The following is a 24,892-nucleotide window of genomic DNA, read 5'->3' on the forward strand; positions in this document are numbered from 1 at the left end:
CCAAGTTAAGGCCAACGCCGCCCAAGGCGACGCCAACCAAAGGCGACGCCAACCAAAGGCGCGGCGAAGTCCGCATAGAGGCTACCACCCCATGCTCCCCATCGCGATCGCCAGCCTCGCCCCCACTTCGGCATTATGTTTCACGATTGCAATATTCGTGGCGAGGCTACGCCCACCGGTCAGCGCCTTGATCCGGGCCAGCAAAAAAGGAGTGACGGCCTTGCCGTTAACACCACGCTCCGCGGCATCATCCAGCGCCTGCCGCGTCAACGCATCGATCTCTTCAGCCGGCATCGCCGCCGCCCCCGGAACCGGTGTGCTCAACACCACCCCACCCACAAGCCCCAGATCCCATTTGGTACGGATAAATCGCGCCTGGTCCGCCGCATCATCAAGCCTGAAATCGGCGCGATACCCGCTGTCCCGCGTATAAAACGCAGCAAAATTATCCTGCTCGCAACTGAGCACCGGCACGCCATGCGTTTCCAGATATTCCAGGGTAAGCCCGATATCGAGAATGGACTTCGCCCCGGCACAAACCACCGCCACCGAGGTCCTGGCCAACTCCTGAAGATCCGCGGAGATATCGAAAGTCTCCTGCGCCCCCCGATGCACGCCGCCAATACCTCCGGTGACAAAGACCTCGATGCCGGCCAGCGCCGCACATATCATCGTGCCAGCCACCGTCGTGGCGCCGAGGCCGCCGTTCGCCAGCACGGCCGGCAGGTCGCGCCGGCTGACTTTGTGGACCTGATCCGAGCGGCCGAGCAGCTCCAACTCGTCGTCGGAAAGGCCAATACGGATTCGCCCACCGATCAGCGCTATCGTCGCGGGTTCGGCGCCAAGCTCGCGTATCAGCGCTTCCACTTCGCGCGCGGTGCGAACGTTCTCGGGGTACGGCATGCCGTGGGCAATGATGGTCGACTCCAGCGCCACGAGCGGACGGCCGGCGGCCTTTGCCGCGGCTACAGGGGGGCTGAAGGTCAACCAGGAGCGTGCGAGGTCGGTAACCATGTCCGTGGGTCTTCGAGTATCCTGAACTTGACTTGAGTATGCCGCATGGGGCCGCTTCACGGCTCATTGTCGAGCGCCCGGCGCCTTGTGCCTCCCCATCATGAAATCCCGCTCCGTCCCGCCCCAGAGTGAACGCATCTACGTCCTCGATGCGAAGAACAGGCCCGTCGAGGTGTTCGACCGCAGCGAGTGGTCGCGCTGGATGGCCGAGAACGATTTGGTGTTTCGCCGCACGCTGCTCGAAGAGTCCGGCGTCACGGTCACGACCCGCTTTCGCGGTGTGGCCGACGCGAAGACTGGAGAACCCGCGCTCTTTGTGACCCGCATCACCGGAATGCAAGCGCCCGAGGAGAACGAGAGCTATGGCGCAAGCACGCTCGCCGAGGCGCTCGAACGGCACGAATCCATCGTGCAGAAAATCCTTCGGATCCTGACCGGGCGGTGATCTCAAGCCGCAAGCGCCGCATCGACGGCGGCCAGGTAGTACCGAAAGCCCGCCTGCAGCAGCCCGGTTCGCACACGCTCGAGCTCGCATCGCACGGCTTCGTCCGTGGGCTGCTGCAGGGCGCGAGCAAGCGCGCGGCCGCGCGCCGCGAACAGCTCGGCCCAGGGCAGCGGTTCGTGCCGCGTGTAGTTCTCGAGGGCGCTCGCGTAGCGCAGCACGCCGGCCGGATCGCGGGCCGAGAGCATCGCTTCAATGGCGTCACGGTAGAACCACAGGTGGTTGTGGCCGACCGCGCCAAGGCGCAGGAGGTTCTCGCCTTCTGCCAGCAGCCGCGCGCGCTCGTCGTTCTCGTCGACTGCGCAGGCGAGGGCGCTCAAGGCTTTCGGCGCGCAGAACTGCGTGCCCACTTCGCGCGAGATCGCGAGCGCTTCGCGAAGCGCTTTCACGGCTTCGCCGCGGCGTCCGTCGGCAAGCCATACGCGTGCCTGCATTTCGCGGTTCTGCACTTCGAACCGCCGTGCGCCCAATTGCCGGATCACGCGCATTTCCTGCTCCAGATGGACCCGCGCACCCTGCGCATCGCCCAGCTCGCAGCAGGCGAACACGCCCAGCGTCTCGCACAGCAATTGCGCGCGCGGCTGCCCGATCAACTCGGCGGCGCGTGCGGCGGCAACAGCGTCTTCGCGCGCCTCGCGCGCATCGTTCAGGTAGATGCGGCTGAAGCCCTGCATCGGACGATTGGCAACTTCGATGCGGCCGAACCCGTGCTCGCGGCTCAACGCCACGCAATCGCTGAAATGGCGGAACGCGGTCCGCATCCGCCCCTGCGCATACGCGGCATCGGCGAGGCCGCCAAGCGCGCGCGCCTCGGCCTCCGGCAAGCCCAGGCGCCGGGCGAACGCGAGCCCGCGCTCGTGCTCGGCGCCGCAGGCATCGATCTTCCCGAGCGGAAAGAAGATGTTGCCGCGCAGGTAGTGTAGGCTCGCGAGCTCGGCCACCAGGTCGTCGCGCTCCGCGATCCGCTGCGCGGCCTCGAGCAGGTCTAGCGCTTCGTCGAGCCCTTCGCTCACGCGCAGGCCTTCCGCCAGCCCGAGCTGGCAGCGGCACAGACTGGCGTCGTCGGGGGCGGCCGCGAGCGCCGCGCGCCAGGTGGCAATCGATCCCGCGATGTCGCCCAGGTCGCGCTGAAGCTCGCCCTTGCAGCAGCGCAGGGCGTGGCGGTCCGCGTCGGTCTGCGCGATCTCGAGGCCCCGCTCGGCGAGGCGCAGCGCGGCTTCGACCAGGTGGGCCTCGCATTGGGCGGCCGCGGCGGCCAGATAGGCACGCGGAGCGCGTTCGTCCTCGGCGCGGTCGAGATGCTGGGCGTGCAGCGTGGGGTCGCCGTGCGCGAACCAGTCGGCCGCGCAGCGGTGCAACTCGCGCCGGCGCGCGCGCAGCAGCGTCGAGTACGCACTCTCCTGAATCAGCGCATGAGCGAACAGGAAGTCCTCGCCCTCCGGCAGCACGAGCGCGTTGGCGAGCAGGCCGTCGCAGACGTAGCCGGGATCGTCGATTAGCCGCCGCAGCAAGGCGATGTCGAAGCGCTGGCCGATCACGGCGGCCGCCTGGAAGGCCAGGCGGTCGTGCGGCGCGAGCCGGTCCATCCGCGCGAGCACGAGGCTGCGGATCGAGGCGGGCACCGCGCCGCCGCTGCCTTCCTCGGCGTTGCGCAATAGCTGCTCGAGGAACAGTGGGTTGCCGCCCGCGCGCTCGATGCAGGCGAGGGCGACGCGCTGCGTTGCGTCGATGAAGTTGCCAGCAAGACTTAGCGCCTCGTCCTTGCGCAGCGGCCCGAGGTCGATCGTCGCGAACGGGATGTCCCGGCAGCGCGCGCGCCAGGCCGCATCGACCGGATCGCCTTCCACGCGCGAGGTCGTCACGAGCAGGCCCGGGCCGTTCGCAATGCCCGAGGCGAAGGCCGAGAGATAGGCCAGCACTTCGGGATCGGCCCAATGCAGGTCTTCGACGACGATCAGTGTCGCCGCCTGCCGGCACGCGTCGTCGACCAGTCTCGCAGCGAGCGCCTGTTTGCCGCGCTTGCGCGCGCCGTGGTCCATCGCGTCATAGAGGGCCCGCCATTCGTCGGCGAGCGGCAGGCCGAGGAGGTCGTGGAGGAACGCCTGCTGCTCGGCCTTGACGACGCCCTCGGCGGCCAGGCGCGCGGCGGCGGCCTCGCGCGCGTCGCTCGACGCGCCGGCGGGCAGGCCGAGCAGGCTGCCGATGATCGCGTGCACGGGATCCTGCCCCTTGCCCACGCCGAAATCGAGCACGAGGCCCCGATGGATCGCGAAGCCCTGCGCCTGCGCGTAGCGGCGCATCTCGTCGACCAGCCGCGTCTTGCCGATGCCCGCTTCGCCGCGCACATGGACGACGTGGCCGGCCTGCCTCGCGACGCACGCGTGGACGATGCCGTGAAACTGCTCGAGCTCGGCCTGGCGTCCAACGAACAGGCTCTGCCTCGCCTTCGCCGCTTCAATGGCCGATTCGCTCTCGATGGCACGCAGACGCCACACCCGCACCGGCATGTCGATGCCCTTGAAGCGCTGCTCGCCGAGCGCGTCGCAAACGGCGGCGTCGCCGAGCGCGCGCGCCACGTCATCGGAAACCCAGGTCTCACCGGGCGCCGCCGTGGCCTGCAGCCGCGCGGCCAGGTTCACCGGCGTGCCAGTCACGGTGTAGTCGCGCGCGTCGACGCAGCCGAGCGCGCCCGCAACCACCTCGCCGCTCGCGATGCCGATATGCGCCTGCAACGTGCGCGCGGCCTGCGCGCTCAACTGCGTCAGCGCCTCATGGATATCGAGCGCCGCGCGGGCCGCGCGCAGCGTGTCCGTCTCGTGCGCGCGGGGTGCGCCGAACAGCGCCATCACCGCATCGCCGATGTGCCTGTCGGTGGTGCCGCCCCAGGCGAGCACGATGCCGTCGACGAGTGCCGTGTAGCGGCCGATCAATGCGCGCAGCTCTTCCGGATCGAGCGTGCGCGAGAGCGCCGTGAAGCCGCAGAGATCGGCGAAGAGGATCGTGACTTGCCTGCGCTCGTCCGCGGGGGCGTCCTGGGCGCTGGGCGCGTGCGCCGCCGGCCCGGCGGCGGTCGCGGCCGCCGAGTCCTGCGCGGCAGCGAGAATGCGTTTGCGATGGCCAAGCGACTGCACCCCGAGCTCTTTCAGGTCGGCGTCGGTGAGCTGCGCGAGCAGCGACAGATCGATATCGTTTGCCGCGAACGCCTGCGCGTACTGCTCGAGCCCCAGCACGTGCAGCCACTGCTCAATATCCATGTTCGCCGCCTGCATCCAATGCCGGGGGCACGCGCCGCTGTGCCGCCCGGGTCCGCTTCCGGTTGCTTGCCATAGACTCAAAGCGCAGACGAAAAGCGCGCCGGTTGCCGTTGCGAACGGCCCGAGCCTCTCGGGCAAACGTGCCGATGAATACCCAGTGTAGGCGCCCGCCAGGGGCGGCGTATGGCGTTTGACAGCCTTTCGGGCACGGACGGATACTGAGCCGTTCCCCATCGCACCGCTGCATTCCACCGGGAATTCACGTGAAGCCGGGAAAGACCGTTTCCGTCTCCGACGTCCTGCCGCGCCTACGCTCGCGCGTCGCGGGGCTGCCCGGGGATCTGGCCGCTGGGGCGGTATCGGCGCTCGTCATGCTGTGCTACGCGATGAGCCTCGGCACGATGATCTTCAGCGCCGATCTCGCCCGCTACGCGATGCTCGGCGTGCCCACCGCGCTCGTCAGCTGTGTCGTCACGGCGCTCGTGATTGCGTTGACGAGCTCGATGCGCCTGAACATCGGCGGCCCCGACAGCAATGCGGCGGCGTTTCTCGCGGGTGTGGCCGCGGGCGTCGCGAGCAGCGTGCGCGCGGACGGCGGCTCCCCACAGACGCTGCTCCTGACCGTGCTGATTGCGATCGCGCTCTGTTCGCTCGTGACCGGCATCGTGCTCTACGCGATCGGTTCGTCGAAGCGCAGCCGCTCGCTGCAATTCCTGCCATACCCGGTGCTCGGCGGATTTCTCGCCGGCACGGGCTATCTGCTCCTCGCCGGCGCATTCCGCGTGATGACGGGCGAGCCGCTGCAATGGCACACGCTCGTGGTGTTGACGCATCTTCACTGGCTCGCGTGGCTCCCCGCGCTGGTCGTTGGCGTCGTGGCCACCGTCCTGATGCGGACCTGGAAGCACGTCGCCGCGCTGCCGCTCACGCTGGCCTTCGGAATCGTCCTGTTTTACGTGCTGCTGCGCGCCGCGGGCCTGTCGATCGACGAGGCGCGCGGCATGGGGCTGCTGCTGCCGCGCGCGGCGCTGCGGCTCGGCGGGCTTCCGGAGCTGCACCTGAGCGCGCAGCTCGCGCACGGCGGCGTCGACTGGCCGGCGATCGCCGCGCATCTTCCGGAAAGCCTCGTGGTCACGTCGGCCTCGGCGGTCACCATCCTGATGAATTCGACGGCCATCGGCGCGGCGACGGGCGAGGAGGTCGATCTCAATCGCGAGATGCGGGCCGCGGGTCTCGCCAATCTCGCGAGCGGGCTGTTGGGCGGCATGGTCGGCTATCAGTCGTTCAACCGCTCGATGCTCAACGCGCGCGTGGGCGCGACAAGCCGGCTGGCGGGCGTGTTCGCGGCGCTCGCGTGCCTTGTCGCGCTGGCCGCGTCGCCCGGCCTCGTCGCGCTCTTTCCCGTGCCGGTGCTCGTCGGCCTGCAGCTGTTCATGGGGTTGCGCCTGCTCGTGCAGTGGCTCGTAGGCGCCTGGGCAAAGCTCAGCTGGTACGAGTACCTGCTCGTGCCCGTCATTCTCGGCACGATCGCGGCCTGGGGGGTGATCATCGGCGTGGTTGCAGGCGTCGTCGCCGCGTGCGTGATGTTCACGCTGCTCTACGGCCGGGTCAGTTGCATCCGGATGGAGTTTGACCTGCGCAGCCGGACCTCGAATGTCGAGCGGAATATTGAGGAAACCGAAGCGCTGCGCGGGCTCGGCGCACAGGTGTGCGGCATGTCCCTGCAAGGGTTTCTCTTCTTCGGCACGGCCAATTCGATCCTTCAGCGCTTGCGCGAGCGGCTCGCCGCGCGCCATGCGGCGCCGGTCCGCTTCGTCGTGCTCGACTTCGCGTCGACCCAGGGTATAGACGCGTCGGTGTCGATCAGCTTCGTCAAGCTGCGGCAGCTCTGTGCGGCCATGGACGCGGACTTGATCTTGACCGCGCTGCCGCTGCGCTCGCGCGATCTGCTGACTAAAACCGGCACGCTCAATCTGCGGATTCGTGAATTCGACACGCTCGATGCGGGCCTGGAATGGGTCGAGGACCAACTGCTCGCGTCATGCACGAGCGCGCCGAAGCGTGGTGACGACCTGCACGCTATGCTCGCGCCACACTTCACGGCCAGTGCGCTGAAGACACTTTTCACGCGGCTTGAAGTGCGTGACCTGATTGCGGGCCAGCCGCTGTTCCTGCGCGGGGAGCCGGGCGATGCGCTGTACCTCATCGAGTGCGGGCGGGTGGCGGTCTTGTTGCCGCTGGGAAAAGGGCGCTCGGTAAGGCTGCGCGCCTGCCTGCCGGGCACGGTGGTGGGGGAAATGGCCATGTACACGCAGCATCCGCGCAGCGCCGACGTGTTCGCCGAGATGCCGACACGCGTGCGCAGGCTGTCGCTGGCCGCGCTTGCGGCTCTAGAGCAAGACGACCCCGCAGCCGCGCAGCAATTTCATCGATTCATGGTGAAGGTCATCGCGTCGCGGCTTGCCCTTGCCAGCGAGGCGCTGCGCGCCGCCTACTGAGCGGCGGGCGGAAGGGGCCTTTGTCCTTGGCTCGCCCCGGCTCCGCACCAAAAAAAAAGCGCCGCAGACATTCAGCCTGCGGCGCCTTTTCGTGGCACTACGACGCGGATCTACAACCAGAACACCGCGCCCTAGCCCGACAGCTCGCTTACATCGTCACGGTGTCGGCCACTTCCTTGAAGTCTTCGATCTGGTCGAAGTTCATGTACTTGTAGATCTTGTCGCCGTTGGCGCTGAGCACGCCCATGTCGGCCATGTACTCGTCCTTGGTCGGGATCTTGCCCAGACGCGAGCAGATCGCCGCCAGTTCCGCCGAGCCGAGGTACACGTTCGTGTTCTTGCCCAGACGGTTCGGGAAGTTACGGGTCGAGGTCGACATGACCGTCGCGCCTTCGCGCACCTGTGCCTGGTTACCCATGCACAGCGAGCAGCCCGGCATTTCGGTACGGGCGCCGGCCGTGCCAAAGACGCCGTAGTGGCCTTCTTCGGTCAGCTGCTTCTGGTCCATCTTGGTCGGCGGAGCGACCCACAGCTTGACCGGAATGTCGCGCTTGCCTTCGAGCAGCTTCGACGCGGCACGGAAGTGACCGATGTTGGTCATGCACGAGCCGATGAACACTTCGTCGATCTTGGCACCCGCGACGTCGGAGAGCGTCTTCACGTCGTCCGGATCGTTCGGGCAGGCGACGATCGGCTCATGCACGTCGGCGAGGTCGATCTCGATGACGGCCGCGTATTCGGCGTCCGCATCCGGTTGCAGCAGTTGCGGGTCGGCCAGCCACGCTTCCATCGCCTTGATACGGCGTTGCAGGCTGCGCGGGTCCTGGTAGCCCTGGGCGATCATCCACTTCAGCAGCGTGATGTTGCTGTTGAGGTATTCGATGATCGGTTCCTTGTTCAGGTGCACCGTGCAACCGGCGGCCGAACGCTCAGCCGATGCATCCGAGAGTTCGAACGCTTGCTCGACCTTCAGGTCGGGCAGGCCTTCGATTTCGAGAATGCGGCCCGAGAAGATGTTCTTCTTGCCTTGCTTGGCCACCGTCAGCATGCCTTGCTTGATGGCGTACAGCGGGATCGCGTTGACGAGGTCACGCAGCGTGACGCCCGGCTGCATCTTGCCCTTGAAGCGGACCAGCACCGATTCCGGCATGTCCAGCGGCATCGTGCCGGTGGCGGCCGCGAAGGCAACGAGGCCCGAGCCGGCCGGGAAGCTGATGCCGATCGGGAAGCGCGTGTGCGAGTCGCCGCCGGTGCCCACGGTGTCGGGCAGCAGCATGCGGTTCAGCCACGAGTGGATCACGCCGTCGCCCGGGCGCAGCGCGATGCCGCCACGCGTGCTGATGAAGTTCGGCAGCGTCTGGTGCGTCTTCACGTCCACCGGCTTCGGATAGGCGGCGGTGTGGCAGAACGACTGCATGACGAGGTCGGACGAGAAGCCCAGGCACGCCAGGTCCTTCAGTTCGTCGCGGGTCATCGGGCCCGTGGTGTCCTGCGAGCCCACCGAGGTCATCTTCGGTTCGCAGTACGTGCCCGGACGCACGCCCTGGCCTTCCGGCAGGCCGCACGCGCGGCCGACCATCTTTTGCGCCAGCGAGAAGCCCTTGCCGCTGTTGGCCGGCTGTTGCGGCAGGCGGAACAGCGTCGACGGGGCGAGGCCCAGCGCTTCACGCGCCTTGGCGGTCAGGCCGCGGCCGATGATCAGCGGAATGCGGCCGCCGGCGCGCACTTCGTCGAACAGCACGTCGGACTTGACCTGGAACTCGGCGATCACTGCGCCGTTCTTCAGCGCCTTGCCTTCGTACGGGCGCAGTTCGACCACGTCGCCCATTTCCATCTGCGACACGTCGAGCTCGATCGGCAGGGCGCCAGCGTCTTCCATCGTGTTGTAGAAGATCGGAGCGATCTTGCCGCCCAGGCACACGCCGCCGAAGCGCTTGTTCGGGATGAAGGGGATGTCTTCACCCGTGAACCACAGCACCGAGTTGGTGGCCGACTTGCGCGAGGAGCCGGTGCCGACCACGTCGCCCACGTAGGCGACCAGGTGACCCTTTTCCTTCAGCGACTCGATGAACTTGACCGGGCCGCGCTTGCCGTCTTCTTCCGGGGTGATGCCGGGACGCGCGTTCTTCAGCATGGCCAGCGCGTGCAGCGGGATGTCCGGGCGGGTGGTGGCGTCCGGGGCCGGCGAGAGGTCGTCGGTGTTGGTTTCGCCCGTCACCTTGAACACGGTGATGGTCAGGCTTTCCGGCACTTCCGGACGGCTCGTGAACCATTCCGCGTCGGCCCAGCTTTGCAGGACGGCCTTGGCGTTGGCGTTGCCCTTGTCGGCCAGTTCCTTGACGTCATGGAACTGGTCGAACATCAGCAGGGTCTTCTTCAGCGCGTCGGCGGCCACGGTGCCCACTTCGGCGTCGGACAGCAGCTCGATCAGCGGCTCGATGTTGTAGCCACCCAGCATCGTGCCGAGGAGTTCGGTGGCGCGGGCGCGCGAGATCAGCGCGCAGGCCGTCTGGCCCTTGGCCACGGCGGCCAGGAAGCCGGCCTTCACGCGGGCGGCTTCGTCCACGCCGGCGGGCACGCGGTTCGTGATGAGGTCGAGCAGCGTCTGCTCTTCGCCCGCGGGCGGATTCGTCAGCAGTTCCACCAGCTCGGCGGTCTGCTGGGCGGTCAGGGGCAGGGGGGGGATGCCGAGCGCGGCGCGTGCGGCTACGTGAGCACGAAAGTTTTCAAGCATGGGGGGACCTGCTGATATCGCGTTTAGGGGAAGGCTTTCCCGGCGCGCCGAGGCTATGCCGGGCACTGCTTTGAACGCGATTTTAGTGGCAATGGCCTCTAACGTCAAATGTCTTATGTCTTATATAAGAGTTGATGGCCGTAAAAACTTCCAGAATCAAGGTTGGGGCACGGCATCTATCCAGAATTGGATGAATCAAATCCTCTTTGAGCGGCTGGCGTCAGGCGGCTTCAGTCTCCATACTGGATGGAGGCATCGCACCCGAGAGGAGGGTCAAATGGCTGATTCCAGAAAGCCGCGCGCCATCGGCTTCAACCACGTCGCGCTGGAAGTGGGCGATATTGAGGAAGCGCTGGCGTTCTATGGCGACGCCGGTGACGTACGAACTGTCGTCGGAGGCGAGAAACAGCGCGACCTTCGCCACTTCTTCCGGCTTGCCCAGGCGCCCCAGCAGCGTCTTGTTGAGCATGTAGCCGGACCACTCCGGGTTTTTCAGCTGCTCGCGCGTCTGGTTCGTTTCGATCACGCCCGGTGAAATGGAGTTGGCGCGAATCCCGTGCTGCCGCCCCTCCATCGCCAACTGGCGCGTCATGCCGATGATGCCGGCCTTGGCGGTCGTGTGCGCCAGCGAGCCAAGATCCCTGAAGCTCATGAGCGCGGTGAGCGAAGCCATGTTCACGACCACGCCGCGGCTTGCCTTCAGATAAGGCCATGCCGCGCGCGTGAGATAGAACACGAGGTCGACCTCTTCGCGCTGATTGCGCGCCCATTCCTTGTCGGAGATGTCTTCGATCCAGTTGAAGTAGGCCATTGCCGCGTTATTGACCAGTACGTCGATGCGGCCGAATTTTTCAACGGCGAGCTCGACAAGCGCCTGGCAGTCCGATGGTTTCGTGAGGTCGCAGGGGTGCAAGGAGACCATCTGCCCACCTGCGGCCTGAACCGCCTCCACGGTTGCCTCGCTGTCGTCGGCGCGTAGACCGCAACCGACGATCAGCGCACCTTCCCGTGCGAACGTGACCGCGATCTCGCGCCCGACGCTCCCGCCGGTGCCAGTGATCACGCAAACCTTACCCTCGAGCCGCATCGACATGAAAAACCCTCCTGTTAGGGCATCACGACAGTCTTGACGCGATCACGCAGCGCCAAGGATCATGCCCGCGGCCTTGGCGCCGATCATGTGGCTGGCGGCACTGGTCGGGCCCGTCACGATGCTCGGCATGATGGACGAATCGCAGACCCGCAATCCCTCTACGCCATGGACGCGCAATTGCGGATCCACTACCGCCATTGCATCGACGCCCATCTTGCAGGTGCCAACCGGATGGCCGAAGCTGATCGTCGCATTGCGGGCGAAGTCCCGCAGCGCCGCCTTGTCGAGCGAGCGGCCCGGGATCGCCTCTGCCGCGCGCACGGGATCGAATGCCCGTTGCTGCCCGAGCTCCCTGCATAGTTCGATGCAGCGCACGGTCGTTTCGAGGTCGTGGTCCGTCGACAAAAAGCCGGCGTCGAGTTGGCCCGGCTGCCGCCAGTCGGCACTCGTGAGCTGGAAGCGGCCGCGGCTCGTCGGACGCACGAGGGCCGGGGAAATAACAAAGCCGTTCTCCGGAGGGGCGCCGAACGCCGCGCGTATCTCCGGCGTGACCACCGAGACCTGTTGAAGGACCATGGCGACATCGGGGTCGCGCAGCGAGGCATCGCTACGCACATAGGCCGCTGCCTCGACCGCATTGCTCGTCATCGAGCGCGGCGGAAACGCGCCTTTGTAGCCGAGCGTGACGCCAAACAGCAGCGGGTGGTCCTGGAAATTGCGCCCGACGCCTTTCAGATCGACGACGGGAGCAATGCCGTGCCGGCGCGCGTCCTCCGCGTCGCCAATGCCGGACAGCAGGAGCAGCTTCGCACTCGCGATGCCGCCGGCGGTCACGATGACCTCGCGCCTCGCGCGAACGTTGCGCACGCCGTCCGCGCCGCTGATCGTAATCCCCGTGCACCGGGTCCCCATGAAACGCAAGCGGACGCCGTCCGTGTTGAGCAGCAGCGTCAGATTCGGGCGTCCGAGCGCCGGACGCAGAAAGGCACGCGCGGCGCTTGCACGACTGCCGTCGCGGTTGATGCTCATATTCACGTAGCCTGCGCCTTCGCGCATCGGGCCGTTCATGTCGTCGAGGATGGGCACGCCCATCTGACGCGCGGCTCCAACAAAGGCTGTCGCGGTAGGGTGAGGGGAATGTGTCGTGCAGACGTGCAATGGGCCACCCACGCCGCGCCACTGGTTGGCCCCGCCTTCCCAGTCCTCGAGTTGCCTGTAGATGGGCAGCACATCGGAAAAGCCCCAGCCATCGCAGCCTTGCTCGGCCCAGCCGTCGTAGTCCTGCTTCAACCCGCGTACCCAGAGCATGGCGTTGATGCTCGTGCCTCCTCCGAGAACATGGCCCATGGCCACGGGCACGGCCCGGTTATTGACGTAGGGTGACGGGGCCGCCTTGACTTTCCAGTCGAGCGGACCGCCGATATTGGTGAACCACAAGCCTGGCGTGGTCACCTGGGGCAGGTTGTCTGAGCCGCCGGACTCGACGAGCAGCACTTCAGCCCCCGCGTCCGCCAGGCGTGCGGCCATGATGCAGCCCGCAGCGCCCGCACCCGCGATCACATAGTCGTAGCTATCCTTGATGGCCTGCCGGTTGGCGCGCTGCGTCTCGCCGGCGGCCAACGCCTGTTGCGTCTGCGCGGGATCGAGCACGGCGGCAATACCCATCGCAGTGGCCAGTTTCATGAAGCCTCGGCGACTCAGTGTGCCGCGCGCCATCCGATCCAGAAGTTGTTGTGCCGCTTCGGCACGCGCTTCAATCACTCTCGTGTCTCCACCATCTATTTTTACGTGAGAATTTTCCACAGCCACCAACTACGCCGATAAAAATCCGGATAACTAATGGTTTTCTTATCCATGTCGATGCATGGATTAAGAGAAACCATTCACGCGAGATTTACAGCGACGATCATGCACGGTCGCGTCCCATCTGAACAGCAGCAAATTTCCGATTGGACGCATCGATGATGGAGATAGATCCGCGGCTCTCGCACACGGAGCAGGGCAAACCCGCTTCTCTGGCAGCGCAAGCGCATGCGTTGCTTCGGTGGCTCGATTTCGATTGCATTTACTTGGTACTACTCGGGAAAGTACCGACCACGTAAACTGCGCACTCGGAAAATTTATCGCTAATCTTGCTCCACTAACCAACACAGTGCGATTGCATCGCATCAGACAAGTGGAGACCTCGAAGCATGAAACGATCGATATTGGCGGTTGCGTTGCTTGGGATTGCGCCTGTTATTCACGCTCAAAGCAGCGTTACGCTGTATGGCGTCATTGATGCATCGCTGTTGTTCACGAGCAAGACCCCCAACGCGCAAGGCCAGAACGCCGGCCGAACGTTCGCCCTTGCCGATGGGGGCTTATCGCCATCGCTATTTGGCTTTTCCGGCGTGGAAGACCTGGGCGGGGGACTAAAGGCCAAGTTCAAAATCGAAAGCGGATTCAATACCGGCACCGGAGGCATTAACGATTCGAACGGGAATTTCTTCGGCCGTCAGGCGTGGGTCGCGCTGGAGGGCAACTACGGGGAGGTCAGGGCGGGGCTGCAGTTCTCGCCGTTCGTAAATACGATCTACGATTCCGACACAAGGGGTTTTGCGAACTTCGGCGATGTACAAAGCATCTACGGCAACAACGTCTTCCTGACGGGCGTACACAACTCCAATGCGATCTCCTATACCAGCCCCAAGATCGCCGGACTCGAAGGCAGCGTCATGCTCGCGCTTGGCGGGGAAGCCGGTGATTTCCAGGCGGGCCGGCAATATGCCGCGAGCCTCAAATATGACAATGGCACTGTAATGCTCAATGGGGCCATTTACGACGGCAACAGCGGCGGGACCGTCAACACGCCGATTCCCAGCACCGTCGCATTCGTCGGCCGTACGCTCGGTGCGGCATACCGGATCGGGTCGTTAACGGCGAAGGCTGTATTCATCAATTACAAAGTGGCGGGCGCCGCCAATAACTATGTCTATGGTGGCGGACTTGACTACATCATGGCATCACAGTTCGACTTTAACGGTGGTATCTGGCTAACGCGCGATCGCAACAATTCCGATAATCACTCGCTCCTCGCGTCTGTGGGCGCGGCGTATTTCCTGAGCAGACGGACAACGCTTTACACGCAGGTCGGCGTAGTCAACAACCATGGTGCGGCGAATACCGGCCTGTCCGTGTCTTATCCCAATGTATTTTTCGAAGTGCAGGGAACCACGGTTGGGGTGAACGTCGGGATCAGACACACTTTCTGATCTCGACGCGGGCGGCCGGGTCCGAGAAGTCATGGAGCAGGTTATGGATGTGGGTCACTCTCGGCGTTTGCATGGAGAGCCGATAGGGCGGCGTGCTGCCGCCATGTGATGAAATCGAACTTAGCGCCCGTCCTTCAATTGCGACCAAAGACGCGTTTCCAGGCGCTTGATTGCCGCGGGCAGCGGTTGTTGCATGAACAGCGTTGCGAGCACCTCGGGCTTCGGATAAACCATGGGGTCGTCGAGCAACTCGGGCTTGACGAACTTCGAAGCGGCGCTGTCGGCGTTGGGATAGAAGACGGTGTTGGTAATCGCCGCATGGACTTCCGGCTGCTCGATGTAGTTGATCCACTTGAGCGCGGCTTCCGGATGCGGCGCGTCTTTCGGGATCGCCATCATCTGGAACGATACCGGCGCGCCGCCCTTCGGGATGAAGTACGCCAGCTGGAAGTTCTTGTGTGCCTCATGCACGCGGCTGGCCGCCATCTTCACGTCGCCCGACCAACTCACGCCGAAACAGACGTCGCCGCCGGCGAGGTCGTTGATCCATGAATAAAGGGCGAATTGCGTCACATAAGGGCGGATGCTCTTGAGCAATTCATAGGCGGCCTGATAGTCGGCCGGATTGTGACTGTTGGGATCCTTGCCGAGATAGTGCAGGGCGATCGAAAACATGTCGGTTGGCGAGTCGAGCAGCGAGACACCGCAGCTCTTCAGCTTGGTCAGGTATTCCGGCTTGAACAGGATGTCCCAGTTGTCGAGCGCCACTGAGGGGCCGAGCACCTTGCGAACCTGGTCGAGGTTGTAGGCGAGGCCGGTCGTGCCCCATGCCCACGGCACGCCGTATTGATGGCCCGGATCGGCTGCGTCGGTCAGTTTCACCAGTTGCGGATCGAGGTTGGCAAGGTTCGGCAGCTTGGACTTGTCCAGCTTCATGTAGATCCCCGCGGCCGCCTGCGCACCGAGGTAGCTCGACGAGGGCACGACAATGTCATAACCCGACGAGCCGGTAAGCAGCTTCGCCTGCAAGGTGTCGTCGCTATCGAACACGTCGTAGCGGACATGGATGCCGGTCTCCTTCTCGAAGTTTGGTACGGTATCCTTAGCGATAAAGTCGTCCCAGTTATAGACGTTGAGCGCGTTATCGCCGGCGAGCGCTGCTGTCGCGAATGCGCAGCCGGCGAGCAAGGCAAGTGTAGTCCGCAAATACGGTGCTGGCATGATGTCTCCGAATGTGTTTGTGGTCGTTGTAGGGCATTGGCGCGTTCAGGATGCGCTGATCGGCCGTTGATGGCGCATGAGGTACAGAATGTCGGCCGCGAGATGGGCGGCCGCGAGCGCCGTGATGTCGCTGTGATCGTACGAAGGCGCGACTTCCACGACGTCGGCGCCGACAAGCTGGATACCGTCCAGCGCGCGCACGATCTCGAGCGCCTGCGCCGACGAAAGTCCGCCCGAGACTGGCGTGCCGGTGCCTGGGGCGAAGGCAGGGTCGAGGCAGTCGATATCGAAGGTCAGATAGGTGGGGCGGTCGCGCACTACCGAGAGAATCTCCTCGACCGTAGCCGCGGTGCCGTGACGATGGACCCAGGGCGCGTCGAGTACGCGCACCCCCATGAAATCGCTGTTCCAGGTCCGGATGCCGACCTGCACCGACCGTGCCGGATCGATCAGGCCTTCGCGGATCGCCTTGTAGAACATCGTGCCGTGATTGAGTGAATCGGCGTGCTCGTCGGGCCACGTGTCGCAATGCGCATCGAAATGAATCAGGCTGAGGGGGCGGCCGTAACGTTCGACGTGTGCGATCAGCAGCGGGTACGTGATGTAGTGGTCGCCGCCCAGCGTGAGCATCTTTGCGCCTGAGGCGAGGATGGTGCGGGCGTGGGCCGCGATGGCATCGCGGATCGTCCACGGCCGGTGCGCATCGAACCAGCAATCGCCGTAATCGATCACGTTCAGTGCGTCGAGCGGCGCGAGCCCCCACGGGTAGACGCCCAGCTCGGCGAGCTGCACCGAGGCCGCACGCACGGCGGCCGGGCCCAGGCGGGCGCCAGGACGATAGGTGGTCGCAAGATCGAGCGGCACACCCGATACGGCGACGTCGACGCCGGTGAGATCGCGGCCATAGGGGCGTCGCATGAACGACAGCGGCCCGGCGTAGGTCGGCGAAGCGGGTTCGGATTGCTGCGGCGAGTGATGGCCTGCTTGCGAGGAACCGGCGGTGAGGTTGTCTTGCTGAAAGGTGGATGTCATGGTCGATCGGTGAGTCAGGAGCCAGAAAATTGATTCATACGAGTTGTCGCGTCGTTCAGCGTGAATCCCATGTACGCTATGATTTGCCAGAAAAGGCGGATAAAAAAGCGAAGGATTTTTCTGGAACTATCGATATCGCTCATACCTCGATGCGCAGACTCCCACCTCTCCAGGCATTACTGGCCTTCGATTCGGCTGCCCGATTGGGCTCGTTCACACGCGCGGCTCAGGAGCTGTCGCTGACCCAGTCGGCGATCAGCCACCAGATTCTTCAACTCGAGGAGTGGACGGGGCAGTCGCTCTTCCTGCGCATGGGCCGTGGCGTCGTATTGACCGCGGCCGGCAAGCTGTTCGCGCAGACGGTGGCCGACGCGCTCGCGCTGCTGAGCGACGGGCGCGAGAGGATCGAGCCTTATGGCAACCCCGCTTCGGTGCTGCTCTATTGCCCGCCGGAGTTCGCCTCGGGCTGGCTGATTCCGCGCATGGGCGAACTGACCGCCGCGATGCCGGACGTCGAAATCTGGCTCGTGACCGACATGGAGGTGACCGAAATCGACCGCGTCGACATCGATCTCGTCGTATCGGCCAAGCCAATCAAGTCGCCGGATGTCGAATGCCGGTTGCTGATGGAACAAGAGAAAGTGGCGATCTGCGGACCCGAGACAGCGAGCCGGCTGCGCGCGGTGCCGTTTCCCGACGTGCTGGCGCGCGCACCGCTGCTCGTGCACGAACAGTCTCAGGAATGGGCGCCATGGTTGCCCGAGCTGCGGCGCAGCGGCTTGCGAACCCGGCGCGTGATGACGAGTGTCGATCCGCATCTGCTGGTGGCGGCTGCAGAGCGGGAGGCGGGCATTGCCATGGTCTCGCGGCTATTTGCGAGCGAGGCGCTGGAGCAACAGCGGGTGTGTCGGCTGCCGCAGGTGCCGGGGGTTGCAATGCCGCCGCTGTGGCTCATGAAATCGACGCTGCCGGCACGCTCGGCGGCGGTTGAGCCCGCCTTTCAATGGATCACATCGGCGTGCGGTGGCGGCACCGACGAGGGCGCCACCTCGATGAAATGATTCATCTGCGTGAAGCTGGCGTGATGGCGCGTATTTTCGCTGACCGTTCAGGCTCAGCAAGCAATTGAATCTAGTTGGTTGCGCGCACAACTTTAGTCGTCGCCTTCCTGCTGACCGGTGGCGCCAGCGCGGTACCCGAGCCGCTCCGACGCAAGCGCGGCGCAATCGAGTAACGATTTGATCTGCGCCGACTCCCCTGAGAGCGGCAAATCATGTTCCCGCCCGAGCAGCCCGATCACGACCGTGACGTTGCCTTTGTAATCATGGACCGGGGCGGCGACGGCGTTCACGCCAGGCACGCTCGATCCCGCGACCCCCGCATAGCCATTCGCGCGTGTTTCCTGATGGAGCTCGCGCGCCTGGCCGGAAGTCAACTTCTCGACGGGAGTCGAAAGCGCGTGCTCCTGAAGTTTGACGACTCGCTTGATGAGTTCCTCGGGCAAGTGAGCGGCGAATACGCGGCCCGCCGCACTCTGGTAGACGGGCAGTAGCGCACCCACGCGCACGTTCATGTAAATCGGCCGGTCGGATTCCTCCAGCAAGCAGACAGTGGGACCCATGTCGGTCCAGATCGCACCGAACGTCGTTTCCTGAGTGGCGTCTCTCAACTGTGCTATTGCACGGGCGGCCTCCTTGACGGGCGAGCACGCCCAAAGTCCGGAGAGCCCAATCGCGATGGCGCTCCTGCCCACTCCGTAATGCCCGCTCATCGCGTCCTGCTCGACAAGCCCCGAGCGCGTCAGGCTCACCAGATAGCGATGTACCTTTCCCACCGGCATCCCGCATTTCGCCGCAAGCGAGCGCAAAGGCACGGGTCTGCCGAAAGTCGCCAGCGCGCTCAATATTTCGGCGCCGATTTCAACGGACTGAATGCCGGGACGCTGGTCATCTGTCTGGTCGGCCTGCTCGACGTCTTCAGTCTTCTTTTGCACGGTCATCGCCTTCCTTGTGTGGACTGATGCGAAGCGTATCAGCGGCGTGCCCTACCATCAACTTGCCCTGTCCCCCAAACGCCCGGGGGCCGCCGTCAAACACCGGCTTGACAGCCAATTTTTCATCTTATATTGTGTGATGCATCATACAGTGTATGATTAACCCGTAGCAGACAAGGAGGGACATCACCATGCAACATGAACAATCCAGCGTGCGCACCACACTCTCGCGCGACGCATCCGCGCTCAACCTCGTGGAGTTCTGGAAGGAACGCGCGGACATCGAAATCCAGGAACCGCGCAAGACCGCCGTGCCGCATCTGTGGCAGTGGTCCGAGATCAGCCCTCGGCTCGCGGTGGCGTCGAAGACCGTGCCAATCGAGGAATGCGAGCGGCGCGCCCTGGTGTTCGCCAATCCGGGCTTGGGCGGCAAGCCCTACATCACGTCGACATTGTTCGCCGCCTACTCGCTGTACAACCCGGGGGAGAGCGCGTCAGTCCATCGGCACACGCCGTGCGCCAGCCGTTTCGTGCTGCAGGGCAACGGCGGGTTCACCACGGTGGCGGGCGAGAAGATTCCGATGTCACGCGGCGACCTCGTGCTAACGCCTCATGGGTGCTGGCACGATCACGGCAACGACGGCACGGAGCCGGTCGTCTGGGTGGACGTGCTCGACGTCCCGCTGATCGAGGCGCTCAACTCAACGGTGTTCGAGTTCGACTACGCCGAAGAAGGGCAAGCGAAAACGACCCAGTCGATCACCCGGCCCTCGGGATACTCCACGCGCCTTTACTCGTATGGCGGCATTACGCCAACCTTCGTCGACCACCAAAGAGGCAGCGTCGATCATTCCCCGATGTTCGTCTATCGCTGGGAGGATACGCGCGAGGCGCTCAAAGCCATGGCCAATCTGCCTGGTAGTCCTTATGACGCCATTACGGTCGAATATACCAACCCAGTGAGCGGCGGGTCGGTCATGCCGACCATGTCGCACAGGAGTACGTTGCTTCGAGCCGGAGAGAAAACGCTGTCGCAGCGCAGAACCGCTTCATCGGTCTTTGTCGTGCTCGAAGGCAGCGGGACGACCGAGATCGACGGCGTGCGTTTCAACTGGAAGCCGAATGACGTGTTTTGCGTGCCTGCATGGGTGTGGCATCACCACGAAGCGCCTGGCGGTGAGGCCGTGCTCTACTCAGTGACCGACGCGCCGTCACTCACCAAATTGGGGCTCACGCGCAAGCAGGGCCGCACGAACGACGGTGCGATCGTCGAACTGGAGGCAGCATGAATACCGCACAGTTCCCGTTGGGCTGGCACACGGTCGATCAAGACCGAGACATTGAAGCGTTCTGCGTGGGACCGACCGAAGGCGAGCACGACGCGCCGCGCGGCACGGTGTTGCTGCTTCAGGAAATCTTCGGCGTCAATGCGGCCATCCGGACCATCGCAACGAAGTTGAGCGAGAAGGGCTACCGGGTCGTGTGCGCAGACGTATTCGGTCATGTTGAGCGCCGCGTGGACCTGGGCTATGGCGAGGCAGACCGCAAACGCGGCTTTGCGCTGATGCAGGCCTACGATCCGGAAACGGCGCTCGATCATTGCAACGCCATTGCGCAGTGGGCGCGTCACTTGCCGGGCTCCAACGGCAAGCTGGCCGTAGTGGGGTTCTGCATTGGCGGCTTGCTCGCACTGCGGTACGCGGCCCGGTTTCAATGTGACGCTGCGGTTTCCTTCTACGGTGTACGGGTTCACGAGCATCTGGACGAGTTACGCGCTATCGACTGCCCGCTGCAGTATCACGTTGGCGAAGAAGACACGCACATCCTTCCCGAGCACCGGAACATCGTTGCGCAGGCGGCCAGCGGGATGGCAAACGCCACCGTATTCACGTACCCGGGCGCCAGGCATGGGTTCTTCAATCCTTTGCGCGAAGAGGCCTTCAACCGGGATGCCTTCCTGGCCGCAGACGAGCGCATGTTGAGCCTGCTCGCACGAAGCCTCCGGTAACGCTTGCCGGAACCGGGTTTCTATACGGAAAACTCGTCGAAGATGAGCTGGCGCAGCCATTGGTTGCCCGGCTCACGATGATTCTTGGCATGCCACAGGACGTTGATGAGGATATCCGGAATCTTGACCGGGCAGGGCGCTGATTCAAGTCCGAAGGGTTCGAGCGTTCCCGTTGCGAACGCTTGCGGCACGACGGCGATGAGATCCGTCGTCTGGAGGATATGGCCCACGGCAACGAAATGCGGCACGCGCAAGCGCAAGTTTCGCGTGATGCCAGCGCGCGCGATCACCTCGTCCACGATCCCATGACCGGTGCCCTCGGCCACGATCGACACATGCTCCGCTTCACGGAATGCGGCGAGCGTCATGCCTGTTTTGCCTAGCGGGTGCCCCTTGCGGAAGAGGCAAACATAGCGCTGGCGAAAAAGACGCCGCTGGAAGATCCCCGTCTTCAGATCGGGGATAAAGCCAATGGCCAGATCGACGCGCCCCGCCTCCATTTCGTCCTGCAACGTTGCGGAAGCGTCGTGCGCCGTGCTGATCAACACGTTTGGCGCAACCTGGCCGAGCCGTTTCATGAGCGCGGGAAGGAAATAGATCTCGCCGATGTCCGTCATCGCGAGGGTGAAAGTGCGTGTGCTCGATGCAGGGTCGAACGTCGGCTTCGCATTGAGCGTGTCATGGATGGCGCTGAGCGCGAAAGCGATGGGTTCCGCGAGCGTCTCGGCGAAGGGAGTGGGCACCATGCCTCTGGACGTGCGCAGGAACAACTCGTCTCCGAGCAGGCGGCGCAGACGGTTGAGGGCGTTGCTGATGCCGGGCTGCGATATGCCCAGCGTCCCGGCAACGGCCGACACCCGGCGCTGGCGCAGCAGTTCGTTGAAAACCACCAGCAGGTTCAGGTCGATGTCGTGCAGTTCCATGGCTAGTCTCTCCGCGTTGCGCTGCCATATTATCACTCGTGGTGATGAGATGTATTAGCCATCTTCTGTTCATTTATAAACTGGGCTCTGGCAACATGAATCCATCCAAAATCAACGCGGAGACACCGGTACCATGGAACTGTCCATCCTGCCGCTTCAGCAGACACTGGACGTGCGTGCTGGAGACAACCTGCTCGACGTGCTGCGTGCAAACCAGATTCCTGTTTCGTATAGCTGCATGTCGGGGCGCTGCGGAACATGCCGCTGCCAGGTAGCGGCCGGGCGCGTGCTCGTGAGCGGTAGCGGCGAATCGAATGTGCCCATGCACGAAGGCGGAACCGTGCTGGCATGCCAGACGACGCTCATCGACGATTGTGCGATTGAAATACCCGAGGTAGACGAGATCGTCGTTCATCCGGCAAAGATCATCAGGACAACTGTGTTGTCCATCGACGATCTGACGCACGACATCAAGCGTCTGCGCCTGAAGCTGCCGAAGCCGTTCGGGTTTTCTCCGGGCCAGTACGCGAATCTTCAGTTCACCCCCGAGCATATCCGGCCGTATTCGATGGCCGTTACGGCCAACCCCGATGAAATCGAGTTTCATATCCGCCTCGTGCCCGATGGCCGCGTGACGTCTTACGTCGCCAGCGAATTGAAGGTGGGCGACAGTGTGCGTGTGAGCGGGCCGCTGGGTACCGCGTATCTGCGCCGCAAGACCGAAGGTCCGATCGTGTGCATCGCCGGGGGAACCGGCCTCGCACCGGTCCTTTCGATCCTGCGCGGCATGGCCGAGGTCGAGATGGACAACGACGTGCATGTCTATTTCGGCGTGCGTGCCAAAGAGGACGTCTACGGCGAACCGTGGCTCCGGGAACTGCAGGGGCAACTGCCGCGCATGAGGTTTCACACTGTGGTTGCCTCGGGCGAGGAGGAGGACGGCTACCGCAATGGCGTGGTGACACAGGCCGTCGCCAATGACTGGCGCGACATGAGCGGCTGGACCGCCTATGTCGCGGGCGCGCCCGTCATGGTGGACGCGGCTGCGATGCTGCTGCGTGAACGCGGTGTCGCGCCCGGGCGCATCTACGCCGACGCATTCTATTCGAGCGGGGTCCGCTAGCGCGGCGTCGCCACATAACCCGATCCTCGGAGACATAGCATGAATGAGGTCCCAGTCGTTTTCACGAAACCTGCCTGGAAGGACGAAGGCAGCAGCCGGATTCCGTTTTCGGCCTATACAGACGAAGCTATCTACAAGCGAGAACTCGAGCGCTTCTTCTATTCCGGACATTGGTGCTACGTCGCGCTGGAGGCGGAGATACCGAATCCCGGCGATTTCAAGCGTACCGTGGTGGGCGAGCGCTCGGTTATCGTAAGCCGCGCAGCCGACGGCGAGATCTATGCCGTCGAGAATGTCTGCGCGCATCGAGGCGTTCGCTTTTGCCGCGAGAAGTTCGGCAACCGCAAGGATTTCACCTGCCCCTATCACCAGTGGAACTACGATCTGAAGGGCAATCTCGTTGGCGTGCCTTTCCGCCGCGGCGTGAAACTCGACGGCAAGGTCAACGGCGGCATGCCCGCGGACTTCGATCCGAAGGATCACGGCCTCACGAAGCTCAAAATCGCCACGCGCAATGGCGTGGTATTCGCATCGTTCGATCATGATCTGCCCTCGCTCGAGGACTATCTGGGACCGACGATCCTCGCTTATTTCGACCGCGTATTCAACGGCCGCAAGCTGACGATCCTGGGCTACAACCGGCAGCGCATCCCCGGCAACTGGAAGCTGATGCAGGAGAACATCAAGGACCCGTATCACCCCGGCCTGCTTCACACCTGGTTCGTGACCTTCGGTCTCTGGCGCGCCGACAACAAGTCCGAGATGAAGATGGACGAGCATTTCCGCCACGCCGCGATGATTTCAACGCGTGGCGCGGGCGGCAAGAACGATGTGACGAAGGGCGTCTCCAGCTTCAAGGAGCAAATGAGCCTGAATGACGAGCGCATCCTGGACGTGGTGAAGGAGCCCTGGTGGGGCGAGCCGACGGCCGTGATGTTGACGCTTTTTCCGAGCGTGATCATCCAGCAGCAGGTCAATTCCCTATCGACACGCCATATTCAGCCCACGGGCAACGGGTCGTTTGACTTCGTGTGGACGCACTTCGGCTTCGAAGAAGACACCGATGAAATGACGCGCCGACGCCTTCGCCAGGCGAATCTCTTCGGACCGGCCGGCTTCGTATCGGCGGACGACGGCGAAGTGATCGAGTTCTCGCAGGAAGGATTCGAGCAGAAGCCGTTCCATCGGACGATCGCGGAACTGGGCGGGCGCGAAGTGGCCGACGCCGATCACATGGTGACGGAGACACTGATCCGCGGCATGTACAAATACTGGCGCCAGATGATGGAGATCTGAAATGCTCGACTTCGAAACATATCAACAGTTGCTCGCGCTCTATGCCGACTATGCAGCGGCGCTAGACGAGAATCAGCTCGACAAGTGGCCTGAATTCTTTACTGAGGAATGCCTGTACAAGGTGCAGCCCCGCGAGAATTTCGAGCGCGGCTATCCGCTCGCCACATTAGCCTTCGAGAGCCGGGGCATGTTGCAGGATCGCGTCTATGGCACGACCGAGACCATCTTCCACGACCCGTATTACCAGAGGCACGTCGTGGGCGCTCCGCGCATTCTCGGCGTCGACACGGAGCGCATCCGCGCGGAGGCGAACTATGCGGTGTTCCGCACCAAGCCCGATGAAATATCCACGGTGTTCAACGTGGGGCGCTACGTCGACACGATCCGACGCACCGATGCGGGCTTGAAGTTCGAATCGCGGGTGTGCGTGTTCGACAGCGAGATGATCCCCAACTCGCTCATTTATCCCATTTGAGGTTTGATCATGACGCGACAATGGACAAGGATTATCGAGCTGGTCGAGGTTCCCGCCGATGATGTGGTGGCGGTGCAGGCGGGCGGCAAGGAGCTGGCTGTGTACGGTGTGGACGGCGAGGTATTCGCCACCGACAACATCTGCACGCATGGGCACGCCAGGCTGTGCGACGGCTTTCTCGAAGGACACGAAATCGAGTGCCCGTTGCATCAGGGGCGTTTCGATATCCGCAACGGCCAGGCCATGTGCGAGCCGCTCACGAACGGCATTCAGACCTATCCGGTCAAGATCGAGGATGGTGGAGTCTTCGTCGAAATCTGAAACCCGTTGCAGGAGACGCATAGGAACGCGAAACCGCAACTCCGCGCTGAATCTCTTGCACGAAGAGCACATCTGAAACGTTACCCAGGGGGCGTCGTCGCATCACGTGCCGTATGCGTGTCGTCCCCCGCGAGCATTCTTCAATAGCGAG

The 24,892-nt window shown here is 63.8% G+C and carries 19 protein-coding genes; 10 read left to right on the forward strand and 9 right to left on the reverse strand.

What is annotated here, in order from left to right:
• Nucleotides 1-81: 81 nt before the first annotated feature.
• The gene (locus BO1_RS43080) at nt 82-1,014 is read right to left on the reverse strand and encodes a pseudouridine-5'-phosphate glycosidase (protein ID WP_028222868.1); all 933 of its coding nucleotides are present in this window, start codon (nt 1,012-1,014) and stop codon (nt 82-84) included.
• A gap of 100 nt (nt 1,015-1,114) precedes the next feature.
• Here BO1_RS43080 and BO1_RS43085 point away from each other — a divergent pair, with 100 nt between their 5' ends.
• Complete coding sequence (locus BO1_RS43085; protein WP_028222869.1) at nt 1,115-1,459, forward strand: hypothetical protein; 345 nt, start codon at nt 1,115-1,117, stop codon at nt 1,457-1,459.
• A gap of 2 nt (nt 1,460-1,461) precedes the next feature.
• On the opposite strand, the gene BO1_RS43090 is transcribed toward BO1_RS43085, so the two are convergent.
• Nucleotides 1,462-4,770 carry an adenylate/guanylate cyclase domain-containing protein gene (locus BO1_RS43090; RefSeq protein WP_028222870.1) on the reverse strand — a complete coding sequence of 1,103 codons (3,309 nt, stop codon included), beginning with the start codon at nt 4,768-4,770 and terminating at the stop codon, nt 1,462-1,464.
• Between the two features lie 263 nt (nt 4,771-5,033).
• Between BO1_RS43090 and BO1_RS43095 the strand changes: the two genes are divergently transcribed.
• Entirely contained in the window at nt 5,034-7,268 is a 2,235-nt protein-coding gene (locus BO1_RS43095; RefSeq protein WP_028222871.1) for an SLC26A/SulP transporter family protein, read from the forward strand.
• Between the two features lie 148 nt (nt 7,269-7,416).
• On the opposite strand, the gene acnB is transcribed toward BO1_RS43095, so the two are convergent.
• From acnB to BO1_RS43110, 3 genes are all read right to left on the reverse strand, one after another.
• A complete protein-coding gene (acnB, locus tag BO1_RS43100) occupies nt 7,417-10,002 on the reverse strand; it encodes a bifunctional aconitate hydratase 2/2-methylisocitrate dehydratase (RefSeq protein WP_028222872.1) in 2,586 nt (861 codons plus the stop codon).
• A gap of 220 nt (nt 10,003-10,222) precedes the next feature.
• Entirely contained in the window at nt 10,223-11,095 is an 873-nt protein-coding gene (locus BO1_RS55195; protein WP_063744752.1) for an SDR family NAD(P)-dependent oxidoreductase, read from the reverse strand.
• A gap of 42 nt (nt 11,096-11,137) precedes the next feature.
• Complete coding sequence (locus BO1_RS43110; RefSeq protein WP_052409821.1) at nt 11,138-12,811, reverse strand: GMC family oxidoreductase; 1,674 nt, start codon at nt 12,809-12,811, stop codon at nt 11,138-11,140.
• A 476-nt stretch (nt 12,812-13,287) separates the two neighbouring features.
• Between BO1_RS43110 and BO1_RS43115 the strand changes: the two genes are divergently transcribed.
• The gene (locus BO1_RS43115; RefSeq protein WP_028222874.1) at nt 13,288-14,349 is read left to right on the forward strand and encodes a porin; all 1,062 of its coding nucleotides are present in this window, start codon (nt 13,288-13,290) and stop codon (nt 14,347-14,349) included.
• 120 nt (nt 14,350-14,469) lie between these two features.
• On the opposite strand, the gene BO1_RS43120 is transcribed toward BO1_RS43115, so the two are convergent.
• Both BO1_RS43120 and speB read right to left on the reverse strand, forming a co-directional pair.
• On the reverse strand, nt 14,470-15,570 hold the full coding sequence (locus BO1_RS43120; protein WP_028222875.1) for a polyamine ABC transporter substrate-binding protein: 1,101 nt from the start codon (nt 15,568-15,570) through the stop codon (nt 14,470-14,472).
• Between the two features lie 45 nt (nt 15,571-15,615).
• A complete protein-coding gene (speB, locus tag BO1_RS55200; RefSeq protein WP_084688739.1) occupies nt 15,616-16,602 on the reverse strand; it encodes an agmatinase in 987 nt (328 codons plus the stop codon).
• On the opposite strand from speB, the gene BO1_RS56725 reads away from it, so the two are divergent.
• Nucleotides 16,596-17,663 (forward strand): LysR substrate-binding domain-containing protein, encoded by a 1,068-nt coding sequence (locus tag BO1_RS56725; RefSeq protein WP_084688740.1) that lies wholly within the window; start codon nt 16,596-16,598, stop codon nt 17,661-17,663. The two genes, speB and BO1_RS56725, sit on opposite strands and share 7 nt — an antisense overlap.
• A 92-nt stretch (nt 17,664-17,755) precedes the next feature.
• On the opposite strand, the gene BO1_RS43135 is transcribed toward BO1_RS56725, so the two are convergent.
• Nucleotides 17,756-18,595, reverse strand: a complete 840-nt coding sequence (locus tag BO1_RS43135; RefSeq protein WP_167338444.1) for an IclR family transcriptional regulator — start codon at nt 18,593-18,595, stop codon at nt 17,756-17,758.
• A gap of 191 nt (nt 18,596-18,786) precedes the next feature.
• Here BO1_RS43135 and BO1_RS55210 point away from each other — a divergent pair, with 191 nt between their 5' ends.
• Both BO1_RS55210 and BO1_RS55215 read left to right on the forward strand, forming a co-directional pair.
• Nucleotides 18,787-19,884, forward strand: a complete 1,098-nt coding sequence (locus BO1_RS55210; RefSeq protein ID WP_052409823.1) for a cupin domain-containing protein — start codon at nt 18,787-18,789, stop codon at nt 19,882-19,884.
• Nucleotides 19,881-20,603, forward strand: coding sequence for a dienelactone hydrolase family protein (locus BO1_RS55215; protein WP_052409824.1), 723 nt, complete (start codon nt 19,881-19,883; stop codon nt 20,601-20,603). The genes BO1_RS55210 and BO1_RS55215 overlap by 4 nt, the downstream gene beginning before the upstream one ends.
• A gap of 20 nt (nt 20,604-20,623) precedes the next feature.
• On the opposite strand, the gene BO1_RS43150 is transcribed toward BO1_RS55215, so the two are convergent.
• A complete protein-coding gene (locus BO1_RS43150; RefSeq protein ID WP_028222877.1) occupies nt 20,624-21,526 on the reverse strand; it encodes a LysR family transcriptional regulator in 903 nt (300 codons plus the stop codon).
• Between the two features lie 133 nt (nt 21,527-21,659).
• On the opposite strand from BO1_RS43150, the gene BO1_RS43155 reads away from it, so the two are divergent.
• From BO1_RS43155 to BO1_RS43170, 4 genes are read left to right on the forward strand one after another with little or no spacing between them, the layout of a single operon-like run.
• Entirely contained in the window at nt 21,660-22,649 is a 990-nt protein-coding gene (locus tag BO1_RS43155) for a 2Fe-2S iron-sulfur cluster-binding protein (protein ID WP_028222878.1), read from the forward strand.
• A gap of 39 nt (nt 22,650-22,688) precedes the next feature.
• Nucleotides 22,689-23,945: an aromatic ring-hydroxylating dioxygenase subunit alpha gene (locus BO1_RS43160; protein ID WP_028222879.1), complete on the forward strand. Its 1,257-nt coding sequence runs from the start codon at nt 22,689-22,691 to the stop codon at nt 23,943-23,945.
• 1 nt (nt 23,946) lies between these two features.
• The gene (locus tag BO1_RS43165) at nt 23,947-24,420 is read left to right on the forward strand and encodes an aromatic-ring-hydroxylating dioxygenase subunit beta (protein ID WP_028222880.1); all 474 of its coding nucleotides are present in this window, start codon (nt 23,947-23,949) and stop codon (nt 24,418-24,420) included.
• A gap of 9 nt (nt 24,421-24,429) precedes the next feature.
• Nucleotides 24,430-24,741 carry a non-heme iron oxygenase ferredoxin subunit gene (locus BO1_RS43170; protein ID WP_028222881.1) on the forward strand — a complete coding sequence of 104 codons (312 nt, stop codon included), beginning with the start codon at nt 24,430-24,432 and terminating at the stop codon, nt 24,739-24,741.
• The last annotated feature ends 151 nt before the right edge of the window (nt 24,742-24,892 follow it).

Source organism: Paraburkholderia oxyphila NBRC 105797, from assembly GCF_000685075.1.
Lineage (GTDB): Bacteria > Pseudomonadota > Gammaproteobacteria > Burkholderiales > Burkholderiaceae > Paraburkholderia > Paraburkholderia oxyphila.

Excerpts from the sequence above, each read along its gene's own strand:
- BO1_RS43080 (WP_028222868.1), bottom strand. The coding sequence starts at position 1,014 with ATGGTTACCGACCTCGCACGCTCCTGGTTGACCTTCAGCCCCCCTGTA.
- BO1_RS43085 (WP_028222869.1), top strand. The coding sequence starts at position 1,115 with ATGAAATCCCGCTCCGTCCCGCCCCAGAGTGAACGCATCTACGTCCTC.
- BO1_RS43090 (WP_028222870.1), bottom strand. The coding sequence starts at position 4,770 with ATGGATATTGAGCAGTGGCTGCACGTGCTGGGGCTCGAGCAGTACGCG.
- acnB (WP_028222872.1), bottom strand. The coding sequence starts at position 10,002 with ATGCTTGAAAACTTTCGTGCTCACGTAGCCGCACGCGCCGCGCTCGGC.
- BO1_RS55195 (WP_063744752.1), bottom strand. The coding sequence starts at position 11,095 with ATGTCGATGCGGCTCGAGGGTAAGGTTTGCGTGATCACTGGCACCGGC.
- BO1_RS43110 (WP_052409821.1), bottom strand. The coding sequence starts at position 12,811 with ATGGCGCGCGGCACACTGAGTCGCCGAGGCTTCATGAAACTGGCCACT.
- BO1_RS43115 (WP_028222874.1), top strand. The coding sequence starts at position 13,288 with ATGAAACGATCGATATTGGCGGTTGCGTTGCTTGGGATTGCGCCTGTT.
- BO1_RS43120 (WP_028222875.1), bottom strand. The coding sequence starts at position 15,570 with ATGCCAGCACCGTATTTGCGGACTACACTTGCCTTGCTCGCCGGCTGC.
- BO1_RS56725 (WP_084688740.1), top strand. The coding sequence starts at position 16,596 with ATGTCATGGTCGATCGGTGAGTCAGGAGCCAGAAAATTGATTCATACG.
- speB (WP_084688739.1), bottom strand. The coding sequence starts at position 16,602 with ATGACATCCACCTTTCAGCAAGACAACCTCACCGCCGGTTCCTCGCAA.
- BO1_RS55210 (WP_052409823.1), top strand. The coding sequence starts at position 18,787 with ATGCAACATGAACAATCCAGCGTGCGCACCACACTCTCGCGCGACGCA.
- BO1_RS55215 (WP_052409824.1), top strand. The coding sequence starts at position 19,881 with ATGAATACCGCACAGTTCCCGTTGGGCTGGCACACGGTCGATCAAGAC.
- BO1_RS43150 (WP_028222877.1), bottom strand. The coding sequence starts at position 21,526 with ATGGAACTGCACGACATCGACCTGAACCTGCTGGTGGTTTTCAACGAA.
- BO1_RS43155 (WP_028222878.1), top strand. The coding sequence starts at position 21,660 with ATGGAACTGTCCATCCTGCCGCTTCAGCAGACACTGGACGTGCGTGCT.
- BO1_RS43160 (WP_028222879.1), top strand. The coding sequence starts at position 22,689 with ATGAATGAGGTCCCAGTCGTTTTCACGAAACCTGCCTGGAAGGACGAA.
- BO1_RS43165 (WP_028222880.1), top strand. The coding sequence starts at position 23,947 with ATGCTCGACTTCGAAACATATCAACAGTTGCTCGCGCTCTATGCCGAC.
- BO1_RS43170 (WP_028222881.1), top strand. The coding sequence starts at position 24,430 with ATGACGCGACAATGGACAAGGATTATCGAGCTGGTCGAGGTTCCCGCC.